The sequence below is a fragment of the Streptomyces inhibens genome, assembly GCF_003389455.1.
Classification (GTDB): Bacteria; Actinomycetota; Actinomycetes; order Streptomycetales; family Streptomycetaceae; genus Streptomyces; species Streptomyces inhibens.
Genome location: NZ_QUAC01000109.1, coordinates 1 through 13,375 on the forward strand (window position 1 = coordinate 1; position 13,375 = coordinate 13,375).

10 protein-coding genes and 1 riboswitch are annotated in these 13,375 nt (G+C 73.2%); of the genes, 5 read left to right on the forward strand and 5 right to left on the reverse strand.

Annotated features, from left to right (window positions below; all coding sequences use genetic code 11):
• From DY245_RS13670 to DY245_RS13680, 3 genes are all read right to left on the reverse strand, one after another.
• Nucleotides 1-1,463: magnesium chelatase ATPase subunit I (locus tag DY245_RS13670; protein WP_128507088.1), on the reverse strand; the 1,463-nt coding region annotated here is incomplete at its 3' end.
• A gap of 55 nt (nucleotides 1,464-1,518) precedes the next feature.
• A complete protein-coding gene (locus tag DY245_RS13675; protein WP_128507090.1) occupies nucleotides 1,519-3,123 on the reverse strand; it encodes a cobyric acid synthase in 1,605 nt (534 codons plus the stop codon).
• Nucleotides 3,120-4,109, reverse strand: coding sequence for a cobalamin biosynthesis protein (locus DY245_RS13680; RefSeq protein ID WP_128507092.1), 990 nt, complete (start codon nucleotides 4,107-4,109; stop codon nucleotides 3,120-3,122). Before DY245_RS13680 ends, DY245_RS13675 begins: the two co-directional genes overlap by 4 nt.
• Before the next feature lie 129 nt (nucleotides 4,110-4,238).
• Nucleotides 4,239-4,370: riboswitch (cobalamin riboswitch) on the reverse strand.
• A 204-nt stretch (nucleotides 4,371-4,574) separates the two neighbouring features.
• Here DY245_RS13680 and DY245_RS13685 point away from each other — a divergent pair.
• The 3 genes from DY245_RS13685 to DY245_RS13695 are packed head-to-tail and all read left to right on the forward strand — an operon-like array spanning nucleotide 4,575 to nucleotide 9,120.
• A complete protein-coding gene (locus DY245_RS13685) occupies nucleotides 4,575-5,015 on the forward strand; it encodes a hypothetical protein (protein ID WP_128507094.1) in 441 nt (146 codons plus the stop codon).
• A gap of 5 nt (nucleotides 5,016-5,020) precedes the next feature.
• The gene (locus DY245_RS13690; RefSeq protein ID WP_128507096.1) at nucleotides 5,021-7,678 is read left to right on the forward strand and encodes a caspase family protein; all 2,658 of its coding nucleotides are present in this window, start codon (nucleotides 5,021-5,023) and stop codon (nucleotides 7,676-7,678) included.
• Between the two features lie 32 nt (nucleotides 7,679-7,710).
• Nucleotides 7,711-9,120, forward strand: a complete 1,410-nt coding sequence (locus tag DY245_RS13695; protein WP_244943029.1) for an extracellular solute-binding protein — start codon at nucleotides 7,711-7,713, stop codon at nucleotides 9,118-9,120.
• Between the two features lie 62 nt (nucleotides 9,121-9,182).
• Here the strand turns inward: DY245_RS13695 and DY245_RS13700 are convergent, their stop codons facing one another.
• Nucleotides 9,183-9,419: a hypothetical protein gene (locus DY245_RS13700; protein ID WP_128507098.1), complete on the reverse strand. Its 237-nt coding sequence runs from the start codon at nucleotides 9,417-9,419 to the stop codon at nucleotides 9,183-9,185.
• Between the two features lie 22 nt (nucleotides 9,420-9,441).
• Entirely contained in the window at nucleotides 9,442-10,704 is a 1,263-nt protein-coding gene (locus tag DY245_RS13705) for an inorganic phosphate transporter (RefSeq protein ID WP_128507100.1), read from the reverse strand.
• A gap of 430 nt (nucleotides 10,705-11,134) precedes the next feature.
• Between DY245_RS13705 and DY245_RS13710 the strand changes: the two genes are divergently transcribed.
• Both DY245_RS13710 and DY245_RS13715 read left to right on the forward strand, forming a co-directional pair.
• Nucleotides 11,135-11,800 (forward strand): class II aldolase/adducin family protein, encoded by a 666-nt coding sequence (locus DY245_RS13710; RefSeq protein WP_128507102.1) that lies wholly within the window; start codon nucleotides 11,135-11,137, stop codon nucleotides 11,798-11,800.
• 105 nt (nucleotides 11,801-11,905) lie between these two features.
• Complete coding sequence (locus tag DY245_RS13715) at nucleotides 11,906-13,033, forward strand: alpha/beta hydrolase (protein ID WP_128507104.1); 1,128 nt, start codon at nucleotides 11,906-11,908, stop codon at nucleotides 13,031-13,033.
• Nucleotides 13,034-13,375 lie beyond the last annotated feature (342 nt).

The following is a 13,375-nucleotide window of genomic DNA, read 5'->3' on the forward strand; positions in this document are numbered from 1 at the left end:
CGCTGGTGCGGCGCCGCGGCCTGCACGGTCGCCGCCAGATGCAGCTTGCCCAGGGCGCCCTGCGGACGCCGCGCCCCGGTCGTCCGGCCGTGCGCGGTGCGCGCCCGCGACCTGCGGCCGTCCGCGCCCTCGCCCAGGCCCGGCACGTCCAGACGGCGGGTCTTGAACGGCTCGGTGGCCCCGACCGCCGGCTTCTCGCCGGCTGCGCCCCCCTGGGGCTGGGGCTCGGTCTCCGGCTCGGGCTTCTCGGGGGTCCGGGGCGCCTGGGGCGTCTCCCGCTCCTGCTGATGCGGCAGTTCGGGGTCCGGCGGGAGCGGTGACTCCTCGGGCCCGCCGTCCCGCTGCGGATGCCCGCCGCCCGGCCCGCCCCCGTCGGGGCCACCGTCCGGACCGTCCGGCTCCGGATCGTCCTCGCCGTCCGCGCCCTCGTCCGCCCCGCCGAACTCCTCCAGCGTGCGGTCGAGTTTGTCCTCGTCCAGGCCGGGGGCATCGAAGGGATTACGGCGCCGGCGGTGCGGCAGCGCCAGCAGCGCCGCCTGCCGCACGTCCTCCTCCTGGACGTCCGTCCGCCCCGCCCACGCGGCCAGCGCGGTCGCGGTGCGCGCCATCACGATGTCCGCGCGCATCCCGTCCACCTCGAACGCGGCACAGGTCGCGGCGATCTGCCGCAGCGCCGCGTCCCCCAGCGTCACCCGGGGCAGCAGCTCCCGCGCCCCGGCGATGCGGGCGCGCAGCTTGTCCTCCTCGGCCGCCCAGCGCGCCGTGAAGCCGGCCGGATCGGCGTCGTACGCCAGCCGGCGCCGGACGACCTCCACCCGCTGGTCCGGCTCGCGCGATGCGGCGACCTCGACGGTGAGCCCGAACCGGTCCAGCAACTGCGGCCGCAGTTCCCCCTCTTCCGGATTCATCGTGCCCACCAGCAGGAACCGCGCCGCATGCCGTACGGAGACGCCCTCGCGCTCCACGTAGGAGGCGCCCATGGCGGCGGCATCCAGCAGCAGGTCCACCAGATGGTCGTGGAGCAGATTGACCTCGTCGACGTAGAGGATGCCGCGGTGCGCGTCCGCCAGCAGGCCCGGCTCGAAGGCCTTGACGCCCTCCGAGAGCGCCCGCTCGATGTCCAGCGCGCCCACGAGCCGGTCCTCCGAGGCGCCGACGGGCAGCTCGACCATCCGCGTCGGACGGTCCAGGGCGGCACCCGTCCCGTGCGGCCCGTCGGGGCAGCCGGGGTCGGGCGCGGCGGGGGCGCAGGCGAAGCGGCAGCCGCTGATCACGTCCACGGTCGGCATCAGCGCCGACAGCGCGCGTACGGCGGTGCTCTTGGCGGTGCCCTTCTCACCGCGCACCAGCACGCCGCCGACCGCGGGGCTCACCGCGTTCAGCAGCAGGGCCAGCCGCAGATCGTCCATACCGACGACCGCGGTGAAGGGGTACTGCGGGGTCGTGTTGTGGGTGATTGTCATGCCTTGTTGTCCTCCACGTCGCCGACCGGCTCCGGATTCGTCCTGTGCGTACCCTTCATGGCGCCCCCGGAGGCACGAACGGCAGCCCCTCCGGCACCCCCTTCTCGATCAGCCGCAGCAGCGCGTCCGTGTCGGCGTGCTCCTCGATCAGATCGCCCAGGCGGTCCAGCTGTTCCTCGCGCAGCGTGCCGAAGCTGGTGTCCGGGGCCGGTACGAACGCCCGCCCCGCGTCCGCCGCGACCCGCCGCAGGAAGGCCCGGCGGAAGCCGTCGCTCTCCAGTGAGCCGTGCCAGTGCGTGCCCCATACGGAGCCGGCCCGGCAGCCGTCCAAACTGCGTCCTTGGTCATCGGACATGAACGCCTCGTCCCCGCCGGTCACTTCGGCGACCCCGTGGTGGATCTCGTACCCCTCCACCGGCTCGCCCAGCGCCGTGCCGACCGGCCGGGCCAGGGTCTTCTCGACCGCGAACCGCACCCGTACGGGCAGCAGCCCCAGCCCCTCGACCGTGCCCGCCTTCGACTCGACCTCGTCCTCGATGCGCTCGCCCAGCATCTGGTAGCCGCCGCAGATGCCCAGTACCGGGCGGCCCTCGGCGGCCCGCCGGGCGATCGCGTCCGCCAGGCCGCGCTCACGCAGCCACGCGAGCGCCCGGACCGTGCCCCGGGTGCCGGGCAGCACCACCAGGTCCGCGTCGGCCAGCTCCTCGGCCCGGTCCACGAACCGCACCACCACGCCCGGTTCGGCGGCCAGCGCGTCCACGTCCGTGAAGTTCGACATCAGCGGTACGGCACAGACCGCCACCCGCAGCACATCCGCGCCGTGCGGCGGGGCCACCACGCTCTCACGCACCGCGCCGCGCAGGGACACCCTCAGACCGTCCTCCTCGTCGATGCCGAGCCCGTGCGCGAAGGGCAGTACGCCCAGCGTCGGCCGGCCCGTGAGGCCGCGCAGCATCTCCAGCCCCGGCTCCAGCAGCGTCACATCGCCCCGGAACTTGTTGACGAGATAGCCCGCGACCAGCGCCTGGTCCTCCCGCGACAGCAGCGCGGTGGTGCCGAAGAAGGAGGCGAACACCCCGCCGCGGTCGATGTCGCCGACCACGACGACCGGGATCCGGGCGGCCCGGGCGATGCCCATGTTCACGATGTCGGTACGCCGCAGATTGATCTCGGCGGGGCTGCCGGCGCCCTCGCAGATCACCGCGTCGTGCGTCCGCCGCAGCTCGGCCAGGCAGTCGGTCACCGTCCCGAGCAACTGCTCCCGGTGCCCCGCGTACTGCGTCTTCCCGGGTGACGACCCCCCGGACCCCCCGAAGTACCCACGGGCACTGAGCTCACCCACCGCCTTGCCCAGCAGCACCACCTGGCTGCTGCGGTCGCTGCCCGGCTTGAGCAGCACGGGGTTCATCAGCGCGGTCGGCTCGACACGGGCCGCGGCGGCCTGCATTGCCTGGGCCCGCCCGATCTCCGCGCCCTCCCGCGTCACGAACGAATTGAGCGACATGTTCTGCGCCTTGAAGGGCGCCACGCGGATGCCCTGCCGGACCAGCCAGCGGCAGATGCCCGCCGTCACCACGCTCTTGCCGGCATCGGACGTCGTACCGGCCACCAACAGGCCACCGCCGACGGCCCCGCCGGCCGACTCGAAACGCCCGTTCATCGGGGCTTCCTCCCGTTTCCACTTCCGTGTCGCAGCGCGCCGGCCACCAGCCGTCCCGCCACCGTCGCCGCCAGCGCCATGACGCTCACCCGGCGCGAGAGCCGTACCGCCCGCTCGATATCGGGCACGCCGACCGGCGGCGCCCCGCCGTTGAGCACCGGACGGTGCTCCACCCGCCCGCCGTACGCCAGTGTGCCGCCCAGCCGTACGCCCAGCGCGCCCGCGAACGATGCCTCCACCGGGCCCGCGTTGGGGCTCGGGTGCGCCCCGCCGTCCGCCCGCCAGGCCCGCAGCGCGCCGCGCCGGTCGGGGCCCGCGAGCACGGTCAGTGCGGCGGTCAGCCGGGAGCCGGGCCAGCCGGCGAGATCGTCGAGCCGGGCCGAGGCCCAGCCGAACCGCCGGTAGCGCGGCGACTTGTGACCCACCATCGCGTCCAGCGTGTTCACCGCCCGGAACGCCACCAGGCCCGGCACCCCGCCGAGCGCGCCCCACACCAGGGCGCCCACCACCGCGTCCGAGGTGTTCTCGGCGACCGACTCCACCACCGCGCGGGCCATCTGCGGCCCGTCCAGCGCCTGCGGATCGCGCCCGCACAGATGCGGCAGCCGCTCCCGTGCCAGGTCCGGATCGCCCGCCGTCAGCGCACCGCCGATGGCCCGCGCCTCCCGGCCGAGCGAGGTACCGCCCAGCACGGCCCAGACCGTCGCCGCGGTCAGCGCCACCTGTGCGCCATGACGGAGGAGGGACGGTGCGGTGCCCCGTACGGCACGCTGAAGCAGCGCGGCACCGGCGGCCGCGCCGCCCGCGCACAGCACGGCATGGGCCGCCCCGTAACCGCGGTGATCGCGCCACAGCCGGCGCTCGACGGCACCCGCGGCCCGGCCGAACGCGGCCACCGGATGGCCGCGCCGAGGATCCGCCGCGATCAGGTCGCCGAGAAAGCCGAGGGCCGCGCCGCACGCATATCCCGCGTGTTCGCCGCGCATCGGATCAGACCGCCGTCAAGCCTCGAAGGGGCCCTGCGGCAGCGGGCAGTGGAGCTTTCGAACGGCGGCCGGGCATGGCGGTATGTCCTCACTCAGGGTCCGCGCCCTGGCTCGACGTGACGGCGACAAGAGTCTCCTGGCTCCCGGATCGGCGCTTCCCCCGGCCTTCCAGCCCGTACGAGCACGAGCCGTGGCCTTCGTCGGAGGAACGCTCCCCGGTGACAGTGGCGGGACCGCGCCGGATTCTCACCGGACTTCCTCATCTGTCGCCGATTGGCTCCGGCAGTCCACCACGCTCCGCGAATGCCCGTCAACTCACTCTTGACCTGCGACGCTGCCCTGTGGCAGGCGCTGTGGTGCACGCCACAGGGTGGCTGTCGTGTCACGGACGGTTGCCTGCGCACCTGATCCCACGTCACTATCTGGTGCACGGCGGCGATGGGGCCGCCGGAAGGGGGCTGGGGGATGCCGGAGAGCGCCGATCGTCATGAGATCCGGATCAGGATCACGGGTACGAACAATCCGCAGCAGGACATCGACGACCTCAGGGCCTGGCTGGAGCGCGAGCCCTGGCTGAACCGGCAGGAACACGGCTGGGAGCAGCGCCCGCATCCCGCAGACGAGCAGGACCACACCGCGGACGGGCCCGATCTGGGCGATATGGCCGTGGGCGTCGACGATCTGATCCTGGTGATCGTGGGCGCGGTCGCCGCCGAGCTCACCAAGGGGATGACCATCGCGCTACGGGAGTGGCTGCGGCGGCGCAGGGAGGAGCGCGCGGCGGGCGAGGTGCCCGCCGTCTCCGTAGGCACCGACGGAGAGCTGAGCGCGGTCGGCGACGCCGGCCCCGAACACCCCGATCCCGGCAGCCCGGCACAGGAGAGCGGCAGCACCCGCGAGGACTGAACCGGATGTCCGAATACGACGCACGGGGAAAACGCAACCGGGCGCTGCTGGTCTGTGTGCACGACTACGAGACGCTGACCGGTCTGCCCGCGGTCGAGGACAACGCCGAGGAGCTCGCCCGCGCACTGACCGGCACCGACCTGTTCACCGCCGACGAGGTCACCCTCTGCCGCCCCAGGGAGCCCTGGGAGGTGGGACAGGCGCTCAAGACCGCCGCCGACGAGGCGCGCGGTCTGCTGCTGGTGCACTTCTCCGGCCACGGCCGGGTCGGCAGCGACGGCGGGAATCTGCAACTGATGGTCGGCACCTCGGTGCCCCAGCAGAGCCACACCACCGTCTCCTGGCAGGACATGGTGCTCTCCTGCCTCGACAACGCCCGGGCCGAGCGCATCGTGATCGTCCTGGAGTGCTGCTACTCGGGCAACGCCGACGGGGCCTTCCACTCCCTCGGCAAGCCCATGTCGCTGCTGATGGCCGCCCAGCCCAACCGCCGTATCTTCAGCGGCGAGGAGCCGGCCGGCGGCACCTTCTTCACCCGCGCCATGGTGCAGATCCTCGAACGCGGCATACCCGGCAAGCGCTTTGTCACCTTCGAGGACCTCGTACGGGCACTGCGCGAACGGCTCGCCGATACGCAGACGCCGATGGGCGACGTATGGCAGCCCCGCTCGGCGAAGCAGAACACCGTCGATGACGTCATCCTGTCCTTCGCCACCCCCGAGGTCCGGCTGCCGACCCCGCCGCGGATCCGCTTACGCCGCTGGTTCAACCAGCACATCCGGCGCCGCCTCAAACTCCTGCTCGCCCTGTGCACCGTGCTCGCGCTGGCCGCCGCCGGGCTGACCGCGCTGCACGCACTGCGTCCCCTGCCGGCCTGCCCGCCCGCCCTCGAACTGCGGCTGCTCACCGCCCCCGAGGCCGAACCCGCCCTGCGCCAGGCGGCCTTCGACTACGAGATGTCCGACCTCAACACCCGCCCGCTGCACGGCGAGAGCGACCTCCCCGGCGGCTGCCGGCGCACCCAGATCACCGTCTACTCCGCCGCCAAGGACCAGGTCGACCAGGGCTTCGCCGCCGCCGACCGCTGGCAGGGCGAGGCCAAGGGCACCGGCCAGGGCACGCCGGACAGCAAGGGCACCGACCCCCTCTACCGGCCGGGACCGCAGCCCGACCTGTGGATCCCCGAATCCACCGCCGACTACGAGGAGGCCCGCCGCGGTATGCCCGCCCACGGTTCCCCGGCGACCCTGCACAACACCGGCCCGGTCGCCTACAGCCCGCTGGTCGTCGGCATCCCGGCGAACAAGCGGCTGGACGACGTCGAACAGGTCGATGTCTCCTGGCAGGACCTGCTCACCGGCACCGACAGCGCACACCGCGACCTCAAACTCCTGCGGCCGAGCCCGGTGCTGTCCGGCACCGGACTGCTGCACACCATCGGCCTCTATCTCGCGGGCGACGGGTCCCACATCGGCTCGTCGGGCACCCCCGACCCCACCCTCGCGGAGGGCGCCGAACAGCGGCTCTCCGCCCCGGGCAGCCAGTACGCGGGCAGTACCGAGCTGCTGTGTTCGCTGCGACCCGGCGCGGACCAGGGCAATCCGGCCCGCCCCGGCACCGGCCAGGGCGCCCGCTCGGCGCCGCTGGTCTCCGAGAAGTCCCTCGCCGACTTCAACCTCGGCCACGCCATCGGCAGTTGCCCGGCCCTGGACTCCGCGCTCGCCCCCGGCGACCGGTACGCCGCCTACTACCCCAAGAACGTCCCGGCGCTCGACCATCCGCTGATCCGGGTCGACTGGCGCGGCGCCGCGGACGCCGCGCCACGGCAGGCCGCGGTCGACCGGCTCGCCGACTGGCTCCGCGACCCGGCGGGCGGTCGGCGCACCCTCACCGAGCAGGGCTATCGGGGTGTGCCCGGCAAGGACGGCGAGGCGCCCGCGCCGGCACCGGGCTCCCCGCTGCGGAGCAGCCGCGCAGGCGTCAACCCCGACGCCCCCGTCACCCCCTTCCGGGCCGGCGCGGACCAGGTCGCCCGGGTGCTGGAGGGCTACGACAAGGCACAGCGGTCCAGCCGGCTGCTGATCCTGATGGACACCTCCACCTCGATGGCCGAGGGCGGCAAGCTCCCGGTCGCCCTCGGCGCGGCCGGCCGCACCCTGGAGATGGTCGGCGCCCACCACACCTACGGCCTGTGGACCTTCCCGGACCGTGCACACCCCGACGACCCCGCTGCGGTGCGCCGCGTCGTCCCGCTCGGCAGCGCCGACCCGGCCCGGGGCAAGGCCGCGCTGGACCGGATCGCGAAGGGGGGAACGGACGAACTCGTCGACCACGGCGCCGCGATGGAGGAGGCGCTGACCGCGGCCGTACGGGAGATGAAGAAGTCGGCCGGCAGCAACCAGGCGATCGTGCTGATCCTCGACGAGGACGACGGCGGCCCGCGGCGGGCGGCGGGCGTGGAACGGGCCCTCACCGCCCTGCTGAAGGAGAAACCCGCGGTGCCGGTCCTGACGCTGGTGATGGGCAGGGCCGGCTGTGACACCACCCTCCAGGGGCTGGCCGGCGCCTCGCACGGCCAGTGTGTGCCCGGCGGCCCGCAGGCCCCCGATCTGCTGGCCGGCCTGGTCGCCTCCATCGGCACCGCGGGCAAGGAGGACCGGTGAGAACTCCACGACCGGTGAGAAGCCCGCGACCGGTGAGAACCCCGCGCGCCAGCCTGCCCACCGTCCTGCTGTGTCTGACGCTGACGGCGGCGGCCACCGGCTGTACGTCGGGGCCGCAACCCGGCCCGGAGAAGGGCCCGATCGTCCTGGCCACCGGCAGCGACCTCAGCAGCACCGGCGTCCGCCAGGCCCTCATCAGGGCCTTCGAGAAACGCACCGGCCGCTCGGTGCGGATCGTCAAGCTCCCGGACACCGCCGACGGCCAGCGCAGCCAGCTGCTGGCCGCGGGCCAGTCCGGCAACAGCGACTACGACGTGCTCAACCTCGATGTGGCCTGGACCGCGGAGTTCGCCGAGGCGGGTGTGATCCGGCCCTGGGGCACGAGCCTGGACGGTGACTTCCTCGACAGTGTGGTCAAGACCGTCTCCTACGACGGCCAGATCTGGGGTGTCCCCTTCAACTCCGACGCCGGGCTGCTCTATTACCGCAAGGACATCCTCCACGACTACGGCTATGACGAGCCCCCGTCCAACTGGGGCGCGCTGAAGAACATGGCCGGCCAGGTCGCGGACGCCTATAACCGCAAGCTCGCCCACGACGGCAAGGCCACCACGAACCGGAAGATGTACGGCATGGTCGCCCAGCTACGGCCCTACGAAGGGCTGACCGTCAACACCCTGGAGTCCGCCTGGGCCATGGGCGGTGACCCGGACGCCACCAGCTTCACCCAGGGCGAGCAGATCGGCGCGCTCCAGCTGGGCGTCGCCGAGATCAAGGACCGGCTGGACTCGATGATCATGCCGCACGAGACCATGTCCATGGACGAGACGGAGAGCCGCCGCTGGTTCGCCGACGGCCGCGCGCTGTTCATGCGCAATTGGCCGGTGGAGTACGCCTCGGTCGCCGAGAAGCTCACCCCCGGCACACAGTTCGACGTCGCCGAGCTGCCGGCCCGTCCCACCGACGGCAAACGGATGTCCGTCCTGGGCGGGCAGAATCTGGCGATCTCCGCCGGCAGCAAGCGGCCGGCCGGCGCCCGGGCCCTGATCGAGGCGCTGACCGGCCCGGGCAGCGAGCGCTGTCTGCTGGAGCGGGGGTTCGCGGCGACCCGTGACTCGGCGTACCGGGAGGCGGCGAAGGCGCCGCACTGCCCGCTGCCGCCCGAGCGCGCCGAGCACGGCAGCACCGGGCAGCGGGCGCCGTGGCCCGGCCAGGAGCCGCCGTACACCCGGACGCTGTACGCGGCGCTGCGGGCCGCCGAACCGCGCCCGCGCAGCACCCACTACCAGACCTTCAGCAAGGTCGTACAGATCCGGGTCTCCGAATACCTCAACAGCCGCGGCGGTACGGCCATCGCCGACGCCCTGGCCCGGGAGGCCGACGAGGCGCTCACCGGGCGGGGTGAACAGCAAAGGACGAGGCGCCCGGCGGACAACGGCTGATGCCGCGGTCCTCCGGACGCCTCGTTCGTGGTCGCTTCCGCTCGCTGCCGTACCCGGCTGTGTCAGGCGGCGACGATCAGATAGATGCCGTACGCCACGGCCGCCGCGCACATCGCGAAGGCGGCCACCGCACCGGCCCGCGCGCCCGCACCGGGGGCGGTGGCCACGGCGGCCTCGCCCTCCCGCTGCGGCTTGCGGGACGTACCGACGATGCCGACGGTGAACAGGCCCACGATCCCGACCGTCACCACGAGGGTGACACCGAAGACCTGGCCGAGAGCTGCCCAGTCGATGCTCATTGCGTTCCTTAGGTGATGACAGCTAGCGGGTGACCGTCGCGGCCTTGGCGCGCGGGGCGGGGGTCGCGGTGTCAGCCGCGTCGACGGCTTCCGGCCCGTCGGACACCCGGACCGGCTGGCCTGCGGGCGGAGGGGAGACGGTGCGCAGTGCGGCGGTCACCACACCCACCGGCTCCGCGGCCGGGCCGTCGTTGACGTTGGTGTGGTCGATCGGCTTGCGGCGGGAGGCGGCCCAGATCGCGCCGCAGATGCCGAGCGCGAGGATCGCCACGGCCGCGACGCCCCAGTCGCCCTGGCCGGCCAGGAACGCGGCGCCCGCCGCGACCGCACCGGCGGCCGGCAGCGTCAGGCCCCAGGCGGCGACCATCCGGCCGGCCGTGGACCAGCGCACCACGCCGCCCTTGCGGCCCAGACCCGAGCCCATCACGGAACCGGAGCAGACCTGGGTGGTGGAGAGCGCGAAGCCGAGGTGGGAGGAGGCCAGGATGGTGGCCGCGGCACCGGTCTGGGCGGCGAAGCCCTGCGGCGGCTGGATGTCGGTGATGCCCTTGCCCATCGTGCGGATGATCCGCCAGCCGCCCAGGTACGTACCGAGCGCGATGGCCAGACCGGCCGAGGCGATGACCCACATCGGCGGGTCGGCGTGCGGGGCGACCACCCCGCCGGTGATCAGCGCGAGCGTGATCACACCCATCGTCTTCTGCGCGTCGTTGGTGCCGTGGGCGAGCGAGACCAGGGCGGCCGAGGCGATCTGCCCGGCGCGGTAGCCCTTGGCGGTGTCGGCCTCGTCGCGGTTGCGGGTCAGCCGGTAGGTGAGCCGGGTCGCCGCCATCGAGGCCAGGCCCGCGACGATCGGGGCGGCCACCGCCGGGATCAGGACCTTCATCACGACGGCTTCGCCGTGCACACCGTTGGTGCCGACGGACACCAGCGTCGCGCCGATCAGACCGCCGAAGAGCGCGTGGGAGGAGCTGGAGGGGAGCCCGGCGAGCCAGGTCAGCAGGTTCCAGATGATGGCGCCGACAAGGCCGGCGAAGATCACTTCAGGTCTGATGCCCGCGCCCTCGTCGATGATCCCGCCGGAGATGGTCTTGGCGACCTCCACCGACAGAAACGCTCCGACGAGGTTCAGTGCCGCTGACATCGCCACCGCGGTCTTGGGTCGCAAGGCCCCGGTGGAAATGGTGGTGGCCATCGCGTTGGCCGTGTCGTGGAAGCCGTTCGTAAAGTCGAACACCAAGGCCGTGACGATCACGATCCCGATGAGAAGCGTGATGTGTTCCATTCACCCAGGCAATCAGTTCGAAGGTCAGTGTCGCTCGGGACCGTACGGAGAGTTGGTGAACGGAAAGTGAACTGGGACGGGCGTGGCGGTGACACCACCGCAGTGTTCACGCGGAGGCGTCCCTGGCGTCACTTCCGTATCACCCTGCGGCGAACTTGATGAGCTGTGCCGGCACGCCGTTCCGGCGGTTCCGACCGCCCGACAGCCGGCCCGCTCCCGACGCTCTGCCGGTGGGTGACATACGCGACACTTCCCTCCGACGTTAACGGGCATAAGGCGCAAAACTGACCATCTCCAGCCAATCTCCGGCAGCCGCATGTATCCCCATACGGCGGTACCGTCCCGGCGGGCCCCTGGCGTACCCTTCCCCGGCCTGCTCGTACGGTGGCGCGCACCGCATCCGCTCTCGCCGCACCGCGCCGGAGGACCCATGAAGGATCACCCCGACCACCTCGCCGCCGCCTGGAGCGAACTGGTCGCCACCGCCCGCAGAACCGTCGCCGACGGCCTGGTCGTCGGCACCTCGGGCAATGTCTCGCGCCGCCTGAGGGACCTGATCCTGGTCACCCCCAGCGGTGTCCCCTACGACCGGCTCGGCCCCGCCGACACCACCGCGGTCGACCTCGACGGACACCAGATCATCGGCACGCTCCGGCCGACCAGCGAACTCCCCATGCATCTGGCGGTCTACCGCCAGACCACGGCCACCGCCGTCGTCCACACCCACGCCCCGCACGCCACCGCCGTCTCCACCCTCGTCACCGAACTTCCGCCGATCCACTACATGGCCGCGGCGCTCGGCGGCCCCGTCCGCGTCGCCCCCTACGCCCTGTACGGCAGCGACGAGCTCGCCGCGCACATGCTCGACGCGCTCCGCGACCGCACCGGCGCCCTGCTCCAGAACCACGGCACCATCGCCTACGGCGACAGCCTCGACCAGGCGCTGGACCGCACCGCCCAGCTGGAGTGGATGTGCCGCGTCTGGCTCACCGCGCAGTCCGTCCCGGGGCATACGCCCAGCCTGCTGTCGGCCGGTCAGCTCGAAGCGGCCGGCGCGCAGCTGCGCGGCTACGGCCAGCGCGGCCACCAGGGCTGAGCGCCCGGCCGGGACGGCGGCCCGGCGCACCGTCCGCCGTCCCCTCCCTCACCCGCCCGAGTCCGCCGGGTGGCCGCACCCGGCGCCGCTGCGCACACTGGTGAGGTGCGTCTGGGTACTGCGGCGGCCGTGGCCGCCCTCACCGTGATCGGTGCCGGGGCGGCCGCCGTGGCGGTCGGTCGGTACGCCAGCGAGACTGCCCTGAAACCGTCGCCCGACCACCCCCTGCCGGGCGACTCCCGTCTCACCGTGCACTCCGCCACCGATGAGCGCATCGTCCTCACCCGCAGCCTGGCGTCCCTGCGGCCCGGTACCTACGGCCTCACCGGCAACGGCTGCCACGCGGTGGTCGGCTCCGTCGTGCACGGCACCCCGCACCCCGCCGACGCGGTCGTACGCCGTCTGGAACGGGTCACCCACGGCACCCTCAAACCGGGCAAACGGATGCGGCTCACCCCGCAGGTGCACATCGGCAACCCCCGCGACGCCCTCGGCCTCGACTGCGCCGACGTCGACATCCCCGGCGAACTCGGTCCCCTCCCGGCGTGGTTCCTGCCCGGCGTACGCGACACCTGGGTCATCACCGCACACGGTCTGGGCACCACCCGCGAGCACCCCATGGTGGTCATGCCCTTCCTGCACCGCCACCGGCTGCCCGTCCTCGACCTGGCCTACCGCAACGACGTCGGCGCCCCGCGCACCGCCGACGGCATCAACCACCTCGGCGACACCGAATGGCGCGACCTGGACGCGGCGATCCGCTACGCCCTCCGCTACGGCGCCCACGACGTCGTCCTCTACGGCTGGTCGACCGGCGCGACCATGGCGTTGCGCGCCGCCGTCCACTCCGCGCTGCGCGACCGGATCAGCGGCCTCGTCCTGGACTCCCCGGTCCTCGACCGGCACGCCACGGTCCGCGCGCTGGCCGCCGCCCGGCGGGTCCCGCGCGCCCTGCTGCCACTGGTCGTCCGCGCCGCCGAGGGCACCACGGGAATGCCCGTCGACCGCCCCGCGGACGCCGTCGACCCGGACGAGCTGACCATCCCCACCCTGATCTTCCACGGCCCCGACGACATGATCGCCCCCTGGGCGGCCTCCCGTTCCTTCGCCGCCCGGCGCTCGGAGCTGATCACTCTTCAGCCGGTCCCGCACGCACCGCACGCCGCGATGTGGAACGCCGACCCGTCCCGCTACGAAGAGGCGCTGCGCCGCTTCCTCACCCCGCTCATGTAGCGCGACCGCCCGTCCCGCTCCCGCTTCCGCCGGGCCCGCAGCGCCGATGACGCCCGGGCATACAGGGGGACAACTCCCCATATCGGGGATGGGTCGGCGAGATGGCGCGGCCCCGCTAGATCGCAAGCCGGGTTCCGATTGGGCTTTCGGGCCGTCAACGGCAAGACTGCACCTGTGACGTCCCGTACTCCGCGCGACTCCCGGCTCCGACTCGTCCCCCGTCAATCGGTTGCGGCCGCCCGCCGGGCGGTGACAACCCGGGCCAAGCGCCCGGCGCCCCGCCCGCCCGAGGGCACTCCGCCGCCCGCGGAGCTCGCCCGGCAGGCCCGCGCCGTGCTGGCC

Bases quoted from the DNA above. Each gene is read 5' to 3' on its own strand.
- DY245_RS13685 (WP_128507094.1), top strand. From the start codon at position 4,575: ATGCCGGAGAGCGCCGATCGTCATGAGATCCGGATCAGGATCACGGGT.
- DY245_RS13700 (WP_128507098.1), bottom strand. From the start codon at position 9,419: ATGAGCATCGACTGGGCAGCTCTCGGCCAGGTCTTCGGTGTCACCCTC.
- DY245_RS13680 (WP_128507092.1), bottom strand. From the start codon at position 4,109: ATGCGCGGCGAACACGCGGGATATGCGTGCGGCGCGGCCCTCGGCTTT.
- DY245_RS13710 (WP_128507102.1), top strand. From the start codon at position 11,135: ATGAAGGATCACCCCGACCACCTCGCCGCCGCCTGGAGCGAACTGGTC.
- DY245_RS13675 (WP_128507090.1), bottom strand. From the start codon at position 3,123: ATGAACGGGCGTTTCGAGTCGGCCGGCGGGGCCGTCGGCGGTGGCCTG.
- DY245_RS13705 (WP_128507100.1), bottom strand. From the start codon at position 10,704: ATGGAACACATCACGCTTCTCATCGGGATCGTGATCGTCACGGCCTTG.
- DY245_RS13690 (WP_128507096.1), top strand. From the start codon at position 5,021: ATGTCCGAATACGACGCACGGGGAAAACGCAACCGGGCGCTGCTGGTC.